General features: G+C 62.2%; 7 protein-coding genes. All 7 read left to right on the top strand.

Annotated features, from left to right (window positions below):
* Positions 1-62 precede the first annotated feature (62 nt).
* The 7 genes from HY067_15990 to HY067_16020 all read left to right on the top strand — a co-directional run bounded on the left by HY067_15990 (position 63) and on the right by HY067_16020 (position 15536).
* Positions 63-1481, top strand: a complete 1419-nt coding sequence (locus tag HY067_15990) for a circularly permuted type 2 ATP-grasp protein (protein ID MBI3529452.1) — start codon at positions 63-65, stop codon at positions 1479-1481.
* Between the two features lie 112 nt (positions 1482-1593).
* Positions 1594-2541, top strand: a complete 948-nt coding sequence (locus tag HY067_15995; GenBank protein MBI3529453.1) for an alpha-E domain-containing protein — start codon at positions 1594-1596, stop codon at positions 2539-2541.
* Positions 2542-2597: 56 nt separating this feature from the next.
* The gene (locus HY067_16000; GenBank protein ID MBI3529454.1) at positions 2598-3332 is read left to right on the top strand and encodes a peptidase; all 735 of its coding nucleotides are present in this window, start codon (positions 2598-2600) and stop codon (positions 3330-3332) included.
* Positions 3333-3491: 159 nt separating this feature from the next.
* On the top strand, positions 3492-6854 hold the full coding sequence (locus tag HY067_16005; GenBank protein ID MBI3529455.1) for a transglutaminase family protein: 3363 nt from the start codon (positions 3492-3494) through the stop codon (positions 6852-6854).
* A 132-nt stretch (positions 6855-6986) separates the two neighbouring features.
* Positions 6987-9074 carry an EAL domain-containing protein gene (locus tag HY067_16010; GenBank protein ID MBI3529456.1) on the top strand — a complete coding sequence of 696 codons (2088 nt, stop codon included), beginning with the start codon at positions 6987-6989 and terminating at the stop codon, positions 9072-9074.
* Positions 9075-9099: 25 nt separating this feature from the next.
* A complete protein-coding gene (locus tag HY067_16015) occupies positions 9100-9558 on the top strand; it encodes a hypothetical protein (protein MBI3529457.1) in 459 nt (152 codons plus the stop codon).
* A 95-nt stretch (positions 9559-9653) separates the two neighbouring features.
* Positions 9654-15536 carry an alpha-2-macroglobulin gene (locus HY067_16020; protein ID MBI3529458.1) on the top strand — a complete coding sequence of 1961 codons (5883 nt, stop codon included), beginning with the start codon at positions 9654-9656 and terminating at the stop codon, positions 15534-15536.
* Positions 15537-15552 lie beyond the last annotated feature (16 nt).

Genomic DNA, 15552 nt, shown 5'->3' on the forward strand with positions numbered 1-15552 from the left:
AGCGTCCAGTGGCAGGTTAACCGCGGTGGCACAGCGGTTGCTGGATCGACTTGGGGTTAAGCATGTCCTTCGATTCCTACTACAACGAAATGTATCTGGCTGACGGCAGCGTCCGCAGCCACTACCAGCCGCTCGCGGAATGGATAGCCGAAACGCCGCCCGAGCATATCGTGCAGATGCGCCAGGCCGCGCATCTGCTGTTCCATCGCGTCGGCATCACCTTTGCGGTTTATGGGGAGGAGGCCGGGTCCGAGCGGCTGATCCCGTTCGACATGCTTCCGCACATCATCCCGGCGGCCGAGTGGCGCGCGATCGCGAAGGGACTGCGTCAACGCGCCAAGGCCTTGAATGCTTTTCTGCAAGACATCTACCATGGCCAGGAAATCCTCAGGGCTGGTCGCGTGCCGAAGGAGCGCGTGACCGAGAACAAGCAATTCCGCCCGGAAATGGTCGGCCTCGACGTGCCCGGCGGGATTTATGCGCACGTCGCCGGGATCGATCTGGTGCGCGCGGGAGCGGGCGAGTACTACGTGCTGGAGGACAACCTGCGCACGCCTTCCGGCGTGTCTTACATGCTGGAAAACCGCAAGATGATGATGCGGCTGGTGCCAGAATTATTCGCGCGCCAGTCGATAGCGCCGGTCGAGCACTATCCCGACATGCTGCTGGAGAACCTGCGCAGCGTCGCGCCGACAGGCGTGGAAAATCCGACTGTGGTGGTGTTGACGCCCGGCCAGTTCAACAGCGCGTATTTCGAGCATGCTTTCCTCGCGCAGCAGATGGGCATCGAACTGGTGGAAGGCGCCGACCTGTTCGTCCGCGACGACGCCGTCTACATGCGTACGACCAGCGGGCCGCAACGCGTGGATGTGATCTATCGCCGCATCGACGATGATTTTCTCGACCCGCAGGCATTTCGTGCCGATTCGATGCTCGGCGTGCCCGGACTGGTCGGGTCCTACCGCAAGGGCAAGGTCACGCTTGCCAACGCCATCGGCACGGGCGTGGCCGACGACAAGTCGATCTATCCATATGTTCCGGAAATGATCCGCTTCTATCTCGACGAAGAGCCGCTGCTCAATAACGTGCCGACCTACCAGTTGAGTTTCGCGGACGACCTTGCATACGTGCTGGCTCATCTGGCCGAGTTGGTGGTGAAGGAGGTGCATGGTTCCGGCGGTTACGGGATGCTGATCGGCCCGACGTCTACCGAACGCGAGCGAGAGGCCTATCGGCAGCGCATCCTCGATGCTCCGGAGAAATTCATTGCCCAGCCGACGCTATCGCTGTCTACCTGCCCGATTTTCGTCGAGCAGGGCGTGGCGCCGCGCCATATCGATCTGCGGCCCTTCGTGCTGTCGGGCAAGGACGTGATGATGGTTCCGGGCGGGCTGACCCGCGTGGCGTTGCGCGAAGGTTCGCTGGTGGTGAACTCCTCGCAGGGTGGCGGTACCAAGGACACATGGATAGTAGAGAACTAGGGGCGAGGGACGCCCACGGGATACCGGCCTTCGGCCATAAGGGACGAGGGACGAGGAAGATCGCGGTCTTGTCTCGCCCCTCGTTCCTCATTCCTCGTCCCTCGCGAAGCACATGCTGAGCCGCACGGCGTCAAACCTCTACTGGATGGCCCGCTACGTCGAGCGCGCGGAGAATACCGCGCGCATTCTCGACGTGGCTTACCGCATGTCGCTCATGTCGCAAGCGTCCGAGACGCAGGAGTCGGAATGGCTGGCGCCACTCAACATTTCCGGCACGCTGTATCCCTTCGAGGGGCGCTACAGCACGGTGACCTCCCGGGACGTGATGATGTTCATGGCGCTCGATCCCGACAATCCCGGCTCCATCGTGTCGTGCGCCAAGGCGGCGCGAGAAAATGCGCGCGCGGTGCGAGGCAACGTGACCTCCGAGATGTGGGAAGTTCTCAACTCCACCTGGCTGGAATTGCAGCATCTCACCGAAGACCGGCTGGCGGGCGACGGCGCGCTGACATTCTTCGACTGGGTCAAGGAGCGTTCCCACCTGTTCCGCGGCGTCACCGTCGGCACCGCACTGAAGGACGGCGCTTTCCATTTCAATCGCCTCGGGACGTTTCTGGAGCGTGCCGACAACACCGCGCGCATTCTGGACGTGAAATATCACGTGTTGTTGCCCAAGGTGGAGGATGTGGGCGGGGCCGTCGACTACTACCAGTGGGCGGCGGTGCTGCGCTCGGTGTCCGCGTTCGAATCCTACCGCAAGGTGTATCGGGACGTGATCACGCCGCTGCGGGTCGCCGAACTCCTGATCCTGCGCCGCGACATGCCGCGTTCGCTGCACGCCTGCATGGAAGAGTCGTATGACATCTTCCAGACCATCGCCACTCCTTATTCCGGCGAGGCGCTGCGTCGCGCCGGTGAATTGCATGCCGGATTGCGCTTTGGTCGCATCGATGCGATCTTCAGCAGCGGATTGCACGAGTATCTGACGGATTTCCTGACCCGGCTGCAGGAGCTGGGCGAGGAGGTCAACCGCAGCTTCTTCAATGTCGCTTACGCGTGAATTTAGGCGACGTTGCGGCTGGGTTATCATGAGGTTCCACGACTGATGGAACGTTCATGACCTACTGTGTAGCAATCAAGCTGGATTCGGGAATGCTGTTCGCCGCGGATTCCCGCACCAACGCCGGCGTCGATCACATCGCCACCTTCAGCAAGATGAGAATCTTCGATCAGAAGGACGATCGCATGTTCGTCATCCTGACGTCCGGAAACCTGGCCGTTACCCAGGGGGTGATGAATATCCTGGACCGCCACAAGCACTTCGAGGCCGACAAGGAGTCGATCTGGAACGTAAGCAGCCTGTTCGATGTCGCCACCCTGGTCGGCGATGCGTTGCGCGACATACAGCGGCGGGACGGACCTTATCTCGCGCAAAGCAATATCGATTACAACGCCACTCTGCTGCTCGGCGGCCAGGTCAAGGGCGAAGAGCCGCGCCTGTTCAATATCTATGCGCAAGGCAATTTCATCGAGGCTCTGTCCGATACCATCTATTTCCAGGTGGGCGAGAGCAAGTACGGCAAGCCCATCCTGGACCGCGTGCTGAGCAGTGCGACGCCATATAAGGAAGCCGCGAAATGCGCGCTGATTTCCTTCGACTCGACCATACGCAGCAACATCTCGGTCGGTCTGCCGATCGACCTGGCGTGGTATCCGCGCGATTCACTGCGCATGGGCATGCAGAAACGCATCGGCGAGGGCGATCCGTACTTCTCGATGATCCGCCAGAGCTGGGGCAGCGGAATGCGGAAATTATTTGCCGAACTCCCCAACCCCGACTGGCTTTCCTGAAAGGCATTTGCCACAGAGGACACAGAGGTCACAGAGGAGGGCAAAACTCAAGAATCGGGCAACCGGTATCGTGGAGCGTTTGGAGGTTATTCCTGTCACGTTTGTTTTTCTCTGTGTTCCCTGTGTTCTCTGTGACCTCTGTGGCATAGAAGGTTTTCGATGACAATCCGCGTTGCGCTTACTCACGAGACGACCTACAGCTTCGACCGCCCGGTCAATCTGTCGCCGCATGAAATCCGGCTGCGTCCTGCACCGCATTGCCGCACGCCGATCAACAGCTATTCGCTGACGGTCACGCCGAAGCACTTCATCAACTGGCAGCAGGATCCGTTCGGCAACTGGCTGGCGCGGCTGGTCTTCCCGGACAAGGCCACGGAGCTGAAGGTGACGGTCGATCTGGTGGCCGACATGACGGTCATCAATCCCTTCGATTTCTTCGTGGAGAAATACGCGGAAACGTTTCCTTTCGGCTATCCGGACGCCTTGCTGAAGGAGCTGCAGCCTTTCCTGGAGACTGAGGAACCCGGCCCGTTGCTCTCCAACTGGCTGTCCGTGTTCCGCCGCGAAGTGCTGACCGGAAAACTGGCCATCGTCGACATGCTGGTCGCCGCAAACTCGCGGCTGCAGGGCGGCATCGGTTACATCGTGCGCATGGAGCCCGGCATCCAGGTCTGCGAAGAGACGTTGTCGCTGCGTCGTGGTTCCTGTCGCGACTCGGCATGGCTGCTGGTGCAGATCTTCCGGCATCTCGGGCTCGCGGCACGATTCGCGTCCGGTTATCTGGTTCAGTTGACCGCCGATGTAAAGGCGCTGGACGGTCCGCAGGGACCGGTAAAGGACTTCACCGATCTGCACGCATGGACCGAGGTCTACATTCCGGGCGCCGGCTGGGTCGGGCTGGATCCGACTTCCGGACTGTTTGCCGGCGAAGGGCACATCCCGCTCGCGTGCACCGCGGCACCATCGAGCGCGGCACCGGTCATCGGTTTTACCGATAAATGCGAAGTGCAATTCGGCTTCCGCATGGAACTGGCGCGAATCCACGAAGATCCGCGCGTAACCCTGCCTTACAGCGAGACGCGCTGGACGGACATCGATGCTCTCGCGCGCAAGGTCGACGCCCAGCTTTCCGCCTGGGACGTGCGCCTGACGATGGGAGGTGAACCGACTTTTGTTTCCATCGACGACATGGACGGCGTCGAATGGAACACGGCAGCGCTCGGGGAGAGCAAGCGCGAGCTGGCGGGTGAATTGTGGCTGCGCATGCGCGAGCAGTTCGCGCCCGGCGGCCTGCTGCACGAGGGACAGGGGAAGTGGTATCCGGGCGAGCCGCTGCCGCGCTGGGCGCTGACTTGTCTGTGGCGCGCGGATGGCAAGCCGCTGTGGAAGGACGCTGCCTTGCTAGCCGGGGATCGCGTCGATCTCAGTATCGGTTCCGCCCAGGCACAACGATTCGCGACCAGGCTGGCCTCCAGGCTCGGCCTGCATGCGGACTATGTGATTCCGGCGTACGAGGATGTCTGGCAGGTCGCGCAATCCGAGCAGAAGCTGCCGGTCAATCTCGATCCGCTGACGTTGAAGCTGGGCGATTCGCTGGATCGCAAACGCCTGAGCTCGCTGCTCAACAAAGGCCTGGGCGAAGCGGTTGGCTATGTCCTGCCGCTGAAACCGGAACCGCAACCGAGGCTGAAAGATGCATCCGCCTGGCGTTCGAGTCCGTGGCCGCTCAGGCGCGAGCATCTCTATCTCCTGGCCGGCGATTCGCCCATGGGTTTTCGCCTGCCGCTGGATTCCCTTCCCTGGATTGCGCCGCGGGACGTCGATCCTTTGCATGTGCCGGATCCGTTCCAGGAACGCGGAGCGCTGCAGGAGGCCGGGGTTGCGGTCGCGATCAAAGTTAAAATACCGGTCGCGCCCAAGCTTGAAGCCGGCAAATCGGCGGTCGAAATCATCCACACTGCGCTGTGCGTGCAGGCCCGAGGCGGCAAGCTATGCGTATTCTTTCCGCCGCTGCCTGTCATCGAAGACTGGATCGATCTGGTCGGCGTCGTCGAAACCGTCGCCGCGGAGTTGAAGACGCCCGTGGCGATCGAAGGCTATACGCCGCCTTTCGATCCGCGCATCCGGCGCTTTGCGGTCACACCCGACCCCGGCGTGATCGAGGTCAACATCCATCCGGCGTCGAGCTGGGAGGAATTGAGCAACAACACCCGTGTTCTCTACGAACAGGCGCGCCAGACGCGCCTGGGCACCGAGAAGTTCATGCTCGACGGCCGGCATACCGGAACGGGCGGCGGCAACCACGTCACCATCGGCGGCGCGACCCCGGCCGACAGTCCGCTGCTGCGGCGTCCCGATCTGCTCAGGAGCCTGATCACGTACTGGCAGAACCATCCGGCGCTTTCCTATCTTTTCTCCGGCATGTTCATCGGCCCGACCAGTCAGGCGCCGCGCGTGGACGAAGCGCGTAACGACAGCCTGTACGAACTGGAGATCGCCTTCCAGCAAATGCAGAAGCGGAACCCGCCTGGCGAGGAAGTCCCGGAACCCTGGCTTGTCGACCGGCTGCTGCGCAACCTGCTGGTGGATATCACAGGAAATACGCACCGCGCCGAATTTTCCATCGACAAGCTGTACAGTCCGGATGGTCCGACGGGTCGGCTCGGTTTGCTGGAGTTCCGCGCGTTCGAAATGCCGCCGCACTGGCAGATGAGCCTCGCGCAAATGCTGCTGCTGCGCGCGTTGATCGCGCGCTTCTGGAAAACGCCTTACAACGGCCGTCTCATCCCGTGGGATACCAGCCTGCACGACCGCTTCATGCTGCCGCACTTCGTCGCCGAAGACATGCGCGACGTGGTGAACGATCTGCGCAATGCCGGCTACGCCTTCCAGATGGACTGGTTCGCGCCGTTCTTCGAATTCCGCTTTCCGCGCTACGGCACGCTATCGTGCGACGGCATGCAGATCGAACTGCGCCAGGCGCTGGAACCCTGGCACGTGCTCGGCGAAGAGGCCGCTGGCGGCGGCATGGCGCGCTACGTCGATTCTTCGGTCGAGCGCATGCAGGTTCGTGCCACGCAGATGAACGGCGAGCGTCATGTCATCACCTGCAACGGACGCATGTTGCCAATGGCCTCCACCGGCGTGCGCGGCGAATATGTCGCGGGCGTGCGTTACAAAGCCTGGGCGCCGCCTTCCGGGTTGCATCCGTCCATCGGCGTTCATGCGCCGCTGAAATTCGATGTCGTCGACACCTGGAACGGACGCGCAATCGGCGGCTGCACTTATCACGTCTCCCACCCGGGCGGGCGCAGCTACGAGAGCGTGCCGGTAAACGCCAACGAGGCGGAGGCACGCCGCGTGGCGCGCTTCATGTCCCAGGGGCACACGCCGGGACCGATGGCAGTAGAGACGGAGGCGCCCTCGCGGGATTTCCCGCTCACACTCGACCTGCGGCGCCAGCCCGATCGTGCTGTGGCCTTCCAGGCAACAAGGCTTCAGTCAGAGCAGCAACAACAGTAGAATGCTGGCCGGGCGTTCCGTTGCCGACCTGCCGATTTTCAAGAAATCTGTTGCGAAGCCGATAAACGATGCGTGGCGGCGATCGGAGCCGCGGCATTGGCGTGAGATTCTTAGGCAAATACGATTCCCTCGATGTTCGGTACCTACAATCCCGCGCTGGTCCTGCTTTCGTTGCTGGTGGCGATCCTGGCGGCCTATACGGCTCTGGACCTCGCCGTTCGCGTATCCCATTCGGAAGGTCGGACCGCCCGCCTTTGGCTCGGTGGCGGCGCTGCATCCATGGGAATCGGCATCTGGTCGATGCACTTCATCGGCATGCTGGCATTCCAGTTGCCGGTCCAGATGGGATATGACGTATTCATCACGCTTGCGTCGCTGCTTATTGCGATCGTGGTATCGGGCTTTGCGCAGTACACCGTCAGCCGGGCGACGCTGACATCGGGCAGACTGGTTCTCGGCAGTGTGCTGATGGGGCTGGGCATCTGTGCCATGCATTACACGGGCATGTTCGCAATGCGCATGGTGCCGGCGATTCGTTACGAGCAATGGACATTCATGGCCTCGGTCGCAATCGCGATTGTGGCCTCATTCGTTGCGCTTTGGATTGCCTTTCGTTTGCGCCATGGCCGGCGCAGCGAACGGCTCGCCAAACTCGGCGCCGCCGTTATCATGGGATTCGCCATCAGCGGCATGCACTACACCGGAATGGCTGCCGCGCGCTTCCCGCCGGACAGCATTTGTCAGACCAGCGGAACGCTGCAAAATAACTGGCTCGCCGTCACCATCGCGCTGCTCACACTGTCCATCCTGACAATTACGCTGTTGATGTCGGTGTTCGACGCGCGCCTGGCTTCCAGCACCGCACGCATGGCGCAGAAGCTCCAGCTTGCCAATGCCGCACTTACCCAGATCGCCTTGCACGACCCGCTGACCAAACTTCCGAATCGCTCGTTGCTCGAGGATCGCATCAACCAGGCGCTCGTGCATTCGCGCCGCACCGGGCGGCCGCTGGCGTTGATGTTTCTCGACCTGGATCGCTTCAAAGCAGTCAACGATTCGCTTGGGCACCACGCGGGCGACGAGCTGTTGCGTGCGGTGGCAGGGCGGCTTGTCGAATCGGTACGCAGCGGCGATACGATTTCACGGCTCGGTGGTGACGAGTTCGTAATCCTTCTGCGCGAAGTCTCCGATGCGCAGGATGTCGGCAAGTTGTGTCAGAAGATCCTGGATACCCTGTCTCTGGCTTTCGAAATCGAGGGAAGCCGCCTGCATATGACCCCCAGCATCGGGGTGAGCTTATATCCCTACGATGGCAAGGACGCGCATGAGCTGATCGTCAATGCAGACGCTGCCATGTACCACGTGAAGAAGAGCGGACGCAACAACTACCAGTTCTTCTCGATGGAGATGAACGGGGCCTCGCGCGAGCAGTTGCGGCTTCACAACAACCTGCGCCGGGCGCTCGAGAACAGCGAGTTCGAACTTCACTATCAGCCCAAGTTCAACGCCGACAGCGGAATCATGACCGGCATGGAAGCGCTACTGCGCTGGCGCGATCCGGAGCGGGGACTGATTCCGCCCGGCCAATTCATTCCGGTGGCGGAAGAAAGTGCGCTGATCATCCCGATCGGCGAATGGGTGCTGCGCGAAGCCTGCCGGCAAAACAAATTGTGGCAGGACGAAAGTTACCCGGCGCTGCGGGTGGCGGTGAATCTGTCAGGGTCGCAATTCCGCCAGCGCAACCTGCTCGAGGTGATTGCGCGCGCCCTGGCGGAAACCGGCCTCGCACCGCAGTACCTCGAACTCGAACTTACAGAGAGCGTGCTGATGCACGACGCCCAAGGCGCTGCCAGCACGCTGGAGCAACTCGAGAAAATGGGCGTGCACGTCTCGATCGACGACTTCGGAACCGGTTACTCCAGTCTTGCTTACCTGAAGCGTTTTCCCATCGGCACACTCAAGATCGACCAGTCGTTCGTCCGCGAAATCACTTCCAATCCCGACGACGCCGCAATCGTGCGGGCGATCGTCGGGCTGGCGCACAACCTGCGGCTCTCCGTGGTGGCCGAGGGGGTTGAAACGCAAGAGCAGCTCGAGATGCTGCATCGCCTCGGCTGCGACCAGTACCAGGGCTATTTCGGCGCCCGCCCGCTTCCCGCGGTCGACTTCACCAAGTTGCTCGAAAAGTTACAAACGCGTTATCGCGTTCTCCGCGCATGAGCGGTTGGCCGACGGACGCTGGCGTATGACCATCATGTCACCCAGCGCGGGACGTGGCGGCTTTCAGGGCCTACTGAGATTGTTTGGGGTCGCGGCTGTCGTTGCATGGGCATGGTCTGCGACGGCGCATGCGCAAAGCTGGATCGAGGTGGGCGCCGACACCCAGGCGAAATACTATGTCGATGTGGATTCGATCAGGGTCGACGGCGAAAACGTCAGCGTGCTCAAGCGCGGTATCTTTACGCAGGTTCTGACCGATACGCTCGGCGGGGTGTCGGCGACCTTCAAGGAAACCATCGGCACCGTCGAAATCGATTGCGCGCGCCGCATCAACCGTGTCACGCAGATCGACATGATCGGAGAGAACGGCGAGTTGGTCTGGTCGTCCGGACCGATGAAAAAACGCATGTGGGAGGACGTGCGGCCGAACACGCACGCCGAGACCACGGTCGAAGTCGTCTGCGCGCGCATCAAGAAGAGCTGAGCCGATCGGTCGTCGAACCAAAGCCGCCCTCGGGCGGCTTTTTTGTTTTCATGCGAGTCTGGTACCCTCGCGGGCATCCACGGTCAGGAGGGCTAATGAGAACAAGCTGGTCGGCATTGCTTTTGCTGCTGGGCGCGGCTGCTGCGTCGGCTACCCAGGTGGATTTCTTCTCGCCGCAGGGCGAAGTCAAGGGCGTGCGCCAGGTCGCGGTGCGGTTTTCCGAGCCGATGGTCGCGTTCGGCGATCCGCGTCTGCCCGAGCCTTTCGAAATCGATTGCCCCACACCGGGCAGGGCGCGCTGGGCAGACCAGAAAAACTGGGTTTACGACTTTGCCCACGATCTGCCGGCCGGCCTGCGCTGCACCTTCCGGCTCAAGCCCGACCTGGTGTCGCTCGACGGCAACAGCCTGGACGCAAATCCGTCGTTCGCATTCAGCACCGGCGGTCCGGCCATCGTGCAGATGATGCCGTACGAGGGCAACCGCATCGATGAAGAGCAGATTTTCCTGCTCGGGCTCGATGCACCTGCGACCGAGCAATCGATCGCCGCCAACGCCTATTGCGACATACGCGGCATTACGGAACGTGTTCCGGTACGCGTCATCGGCGGCGACGAGCGCAAAACCTTGCTTGCCGCGCGCCGGGATTTTGTCGACCGGTTTCTGCATGTGCTGTTCAAGGATGGTCGCGAGATCGTGATCGACGGCCGGCCCTTCGGCAAAGGAACGCGTTTCGAGCAGTTTCTTTCCGCTGACGGTGGCGGCAGGTTTCCGATCGCGGTGCTGCAATGCAAGCGCCGCCTGCCGAACAATGCGCAGTTCAGGCTGGTCTGGGGGAAAGGTATTGTTTCGGAGAGTGGTGTTCCCACCAGTCAGGACCAGGTTCTCGCTTACGAGGTGCGCGACACCTTTCAGGCGCGCTTTACCTGCGACCGGGTGAACAAGGATGCGCAATGCCTTCCGATCTTGCCGATGCGGCTGGCGTTCACGGCGCCGGTGCCGCGAGCCGCGGCGGAAAAAATCGCGCTGAAGGTCCAGGGAAAATCGATTCCCGCGGGATTGCCGGACGTGAAGCATGCGCCGGAATTTGTCGACGAGGTGTTCTTCAGCGGGCCGTTTCCGGAGCGAGCCCAGTTCACGATCGAGCTGCCCCCGGAACTCACCGACGACGCCGGCCGCACGCTCGCCAACCAGAAGCGTTTTCCGTTGCCAGTGCGCACCGACGAATATCCACCGCTGGCAAAGTTTCCGGCGCGCTTCGGCATCATCGAAGCGAAGGGCGACGGCATGATGCCGGTGACGTTGCGCAATCTGGAAGCCATTCTCGAAGCGCGCATGGCAAAGACCGGCAAGCAGGACGAGGGCGGCGCCAACCTGGCCGAAAAGGCGGACGCTGCCATCAACTGGCTGAAGAACAAGCTGGACGAGTCGAAGCAGAGCGGTGGCACCGTGCCCGGCAGCTACTCGCGCGTGGCCGATGGCGACGTGATGTCCATCCTTGACTGGATGAAACGCCTGCGCCAGATGGAAAACGAGCGCTGGCGCTACGACGAGAAGACGAGCCAGAACGTGCCCGAATACCGCCTGGGCCAGGCCTCTATTTTCTCCGAGCGCGATCGCGTCACGCGCCTGCAGGTACCGAAACCCGAGGGTGCGCGGGCATTCGAGGTGGTCGGCATCCCGCTGAAGAAGCCCGGCTTTTACGTAGTGGAGCTCGCCAGCCCGCGTTTGGGCGCGGCGCTGCTGAATTCGCGCACGCCTTATTACGTGCAGTCCGCGGCGCTGGTCACGAATCTTGCCGTGCATTTCAAATGGGGTCGGGAATCCTCGCTGGTCTGGGTGACGGCACTGGACAGCGGGGCGCCGGTGCCAAAGGCGCTGGTCTCGATCCAGGATTGCTCCGGGAGGGTCTTCTTCCGCGGACCGACCGACGCGCAGGGACGCGTCCGTGTCGCCGCCGTGCTGCCGGATCGTGAGCGCCTTCCCGGCTGCGTTTCGGATTACGACAAGCAGATCGTGGTCTCCGCGCGACTCGCGGACGACCTGTCTTTCGTCATGTCCGACTGGAACGAGGGCATTGCGCGCTGGCGTTTCAACCTGCGCGAAGGCGGCTGGAACGGACCTTACGTCGTCACCACGGTGTTCGACCGCACGCTGCTGCGCGCCGGCGAAACCGTCAGCATGAAGCATTACTATCGCAGACACGAAACGAAGGGTTTCTCTTTCGTCCCCGTGGACAACCTGCCGAAAAAGATCACGATCGTGCACCAGGGAACGGATCAGAAATACGAAGTGCCGGTGAAGTGGGACGCGCGCAACATCGCGGACAGCACATGGAAGATTCCGGAGGGCGCGAAGAAAGGCACTTATGCCGTGCAGATGACCGACACGCTGGACGCACGTCCAGACGCGCGCGATGCTACGCGGCTTGCGGGCAGTTTTCGCGTCGAGGAGTTTCGCGTGCCGCTGATGAAGGCGGAAATCGTCGGGCCGAAAGCGGCGCAGACCCATCCGAAGAGCGTGGATCTCGATGTGCATCTGCGTTATCTCGCCGGCGGGGGCGCCGCCTATGCGCCGGTGAAAGTGCGAGCGGTCGTGCGCCCGAAGAGCGTGAATTTTGCCGACTACGACGGCTTCGCTTTTGCCAATGGCAAGGTTGTCGAAGGACTGGAGCAACAGGCAGGCGCTCAGTGGTTCGCCGGCGAATACGAGCTTGGCGATGCCGATTCCGAGGAACCGGTACCCGCGCAGCCCGCCAACGGCGTGCGCCCGCTGAAGACGATCGAACTGGGACTGGACGGCGCCGGCTCTGCGCGCGTCACGTTGCCGGGCTTGCCGGCCGCCGACAGCCCTCAGGAAGTCAACGCTGAACTCGAATACTCGGATCCGAACGGGGAACTTCTGACGACTTCGACGCGCGTACCGTTGTGGCCGTCGAAAATTTTGCTTGGCATCAAGCCCGACGCATGGACACTTTCGAAGGATGAGTTGAAGTTCCAGGTGCTCGTACTCGATCTGAACGGCAAGCCGATAAAGCAGCAGCAAGTCGAGGTGCAACTCTATGTGCGCAACATGTTCTCGCATCGTAAGCGGCTGATCGGCGGTTTCTATGGCTACGAGAGCGGCGCAGAGGTCGGGAAACTCGATTCCGCCTGCCAGGGCAAGACCGACGACAAAGGCCGTTTATTCTGTACGGTGAAGCCGCCGGTGTCCGGCAACATCGTCATGGGTGCGGTCGCGAAAGACAAGGACGGCAATCTTTCCTACGCCAATGCGTCGGCGTGGGTGGCCGGCAATGAAGCCTGGTGGTTCGACCAGGCCAACGACGATCGCATGGATGTGATTCCCGAGCGCAAGCGCTACGAACCCGGGCAGACAGCGCAGTTCCAGGTGCGCATGCCGTTCCGCCACGCCGCCGCGCTGGTGACGGTGGAGCGCGAAGGCGTGGTCGATTCGTTCGTGCAGCAACTGTCCGGTAACGCGCCGGTGATCAAGGTTCCGCTGAAAGGCAACTACGCGCCGAACGTATTCGTATCGGTGCTGGCAGTGCGCGGACGCGTTTCCGATGTCCAGCCGACTGCGCTGGTGGACCTCGGCAAGCCGGCGTTCAAGATGGGTGTTGCGGAAATCAACGTCGGCTGGCGCGCGCACGAACTCGGGGTCAAGGTGAGCGCCGACAAGGAAGTCTACAAGGCGCGCGACAAAGCGCGCGTGTCGGTGCAGGTTACACAACGAGCTGGCGGCAAAGCGCCGAAGTCCGGCGAAGTTGCCATCGCGGCCGTCGACGAAGGGCTTCTGGAGTTGCTGCCGAACGATTCCTGGAAACTGCTGGAAGCGATGATGCAGCCGCGCGGCATCGAGGTGAATACCTCGACAGCGTCGATGCAGGTCGTCGGCAAGCGCCACTACGGCCGCAAGGCGCTGGCGCAGGGCGGCGGTGGCGGGCGCCAGACCGCGCGCGAGTTGTTCGATACGCTGCTGCTGTGGAAAGCGAAGGTGCCCCTCGACGAAAAGGGACGAGCGAGCGTCGACATCCCGCTGAACGATTCGCTGACATCGTTCCGGATCATTGCCGTCGCCGACTCCGGCAATGGCCTGTTCGGCACCGGCCAGACCTCGATTCGCGCAACCCAGGATCTGATGTTGGTGTCCGGCCTGCCGCCGCTGGTGCGGGAGGGCGATCGATTCGATGCACGCTTCACGGTACGCAACGCGTCGCAGCGCCAGACCGACGTCGAGGTCAACGGCAATGTCGCAGGCCAGGCCTTGCCGGCGTCGCGCGTCGCGCTCGCGCCTGGCGAGGCTCGCGAAATCGGCTGGGATGTCACTGCGCCGGTCAATGTCGCCCAACTGCGCTGGGAAGTCGCCGCGACGGAGGTGGGGGCGTCCGGCAAGCCGCCAGCCGACCGGCTGAAAGTCCAGCAGAAAGTCATACCCGCGGTGCCGGTGCGCACCTTCCAGGCCACGCTGGCGCAGATCGAGCAACCGCTCGATCTTGCGGTCAAAATTCCGGACGATGCCGTGCCGGGCCGCGGCGGCATTCGCGTTGCGCTCTCGCCGAAACTCGCCGACGATCTTCCCGGCGTGCGCGAGTACATGAGCTTGTATACCTACACCTGCCTGGAACAGCGTGCATCGCGCGCCATCGCCCTGCGCGATAAGGCGTTGTGGGGGCGCACGATGGACGAACTGCCTTCCTTCCTCGATCGCGACGGGTTCGCGAAATACTTCGCATCCGAAAGATTCGGCAGCGACACGCTGACGGCTTATCTGTTGTCGATTGCCAGCGAAGCCGGCTGGGAGATTCCCGCAGGTTCGCTGTCGCGCATGCGCGGCGCCCTGCGTCTGTTTGTAGCCGGCCGCGCCGGGCGCGATTCTCCGCTGCAGACCGCGGACCTGACGATCCGCAAAGTGGCTGCGCTCGAAGCATTGTCTCGTTATCAGCCCATCGAGCCCAATCAGCTCGACTCCATCGAAGCGGCGCCGAATCTGTGGCCGACCTCCGCAGTGCTGGACTGGAAAAATCTGATGAAGCGCAGCGAAGGACTCAAGGATCGCGAGAAGCATCTTTCGGAAACAGAACAGATCCTGCGCTCCAGGCTCAACTTCCAGGGCACCACCATGGGATTTTCCACCGAGAGACTGGACTATCTCTGGTGGCTCATGATCTCGGGGGACGTCAACGCCAATCGCATGCTGCTTGCCGTGGTGGACGACGACAAATGGCGCGAGGACATTCCGCGGTTGGTGCGCGGGACGCTCGGGCGCCAGCAGCATGGACGCTGGAACACCACCGTGGCCAACGCGTGGGGCGTACTGGCGATGGAAAAATACTCGGCCAGGTTCGAATCCGAGCCGGTTGCCGGTCAGGTGCAGGCGCGGCTGGAAACGCAGCAGAACATTCTCGAATGGGACAAGCAGGCCAAAGGCGGCAACTTCGATTTCAACTGGCCGGCCGCGCAGGCGACGCTGTCCGTCAGCCAGAACGGCAGCGGCAAGCCCTGGGTCACGGTGCAGAGCCGCGCCGCGATTCCCCTGAAGCAGCCGCTTTCCAGCGGCTACCGGATTGTCCGGACCGTCACGCCGGTGGAAACCAAGGCGCCAGGCGAGCTGCGACGTGGAGACACGATGCGCGTGCGCCTGGAAATCGAGGCGCAATCGGACATGTCCTGGGTGGTGGTCGATGATCCCGTCCCGGGCGGGGCGGCGATTCTCGGCAGTGGGCTCGCCAGGGATTCGCAGATATTGTCCACCGGCGAAGTCAAGCGCGGCTTCGTCTGGCCGGCGTTCGAGGAACGCAGCTTCGATGCCTTTCATGCTTACTACCGCTTCGTTCCCAAGGGAACCTGGGTGGTCGAGTACACCGTTCGCCTGAACAATCCGGGTCGCTTCGAGTTGCCCCCGACTCGCGTCGAGGCGATGTATGCGCCGGAGATGTTCGGCGAACTGCCGAATGCCGCGGTTACCGTAAACCCGTGACGATTGCGAGAAAAAT

Source organism: Betaproteobacteria bacterium (assembly GCA_016194905.1).
Taxonomy (GTDB): Bacteria; Pseudomonadota; Gammaproteobacteria; order Burkholderiales; family JACQAP01; genus JACQAP01.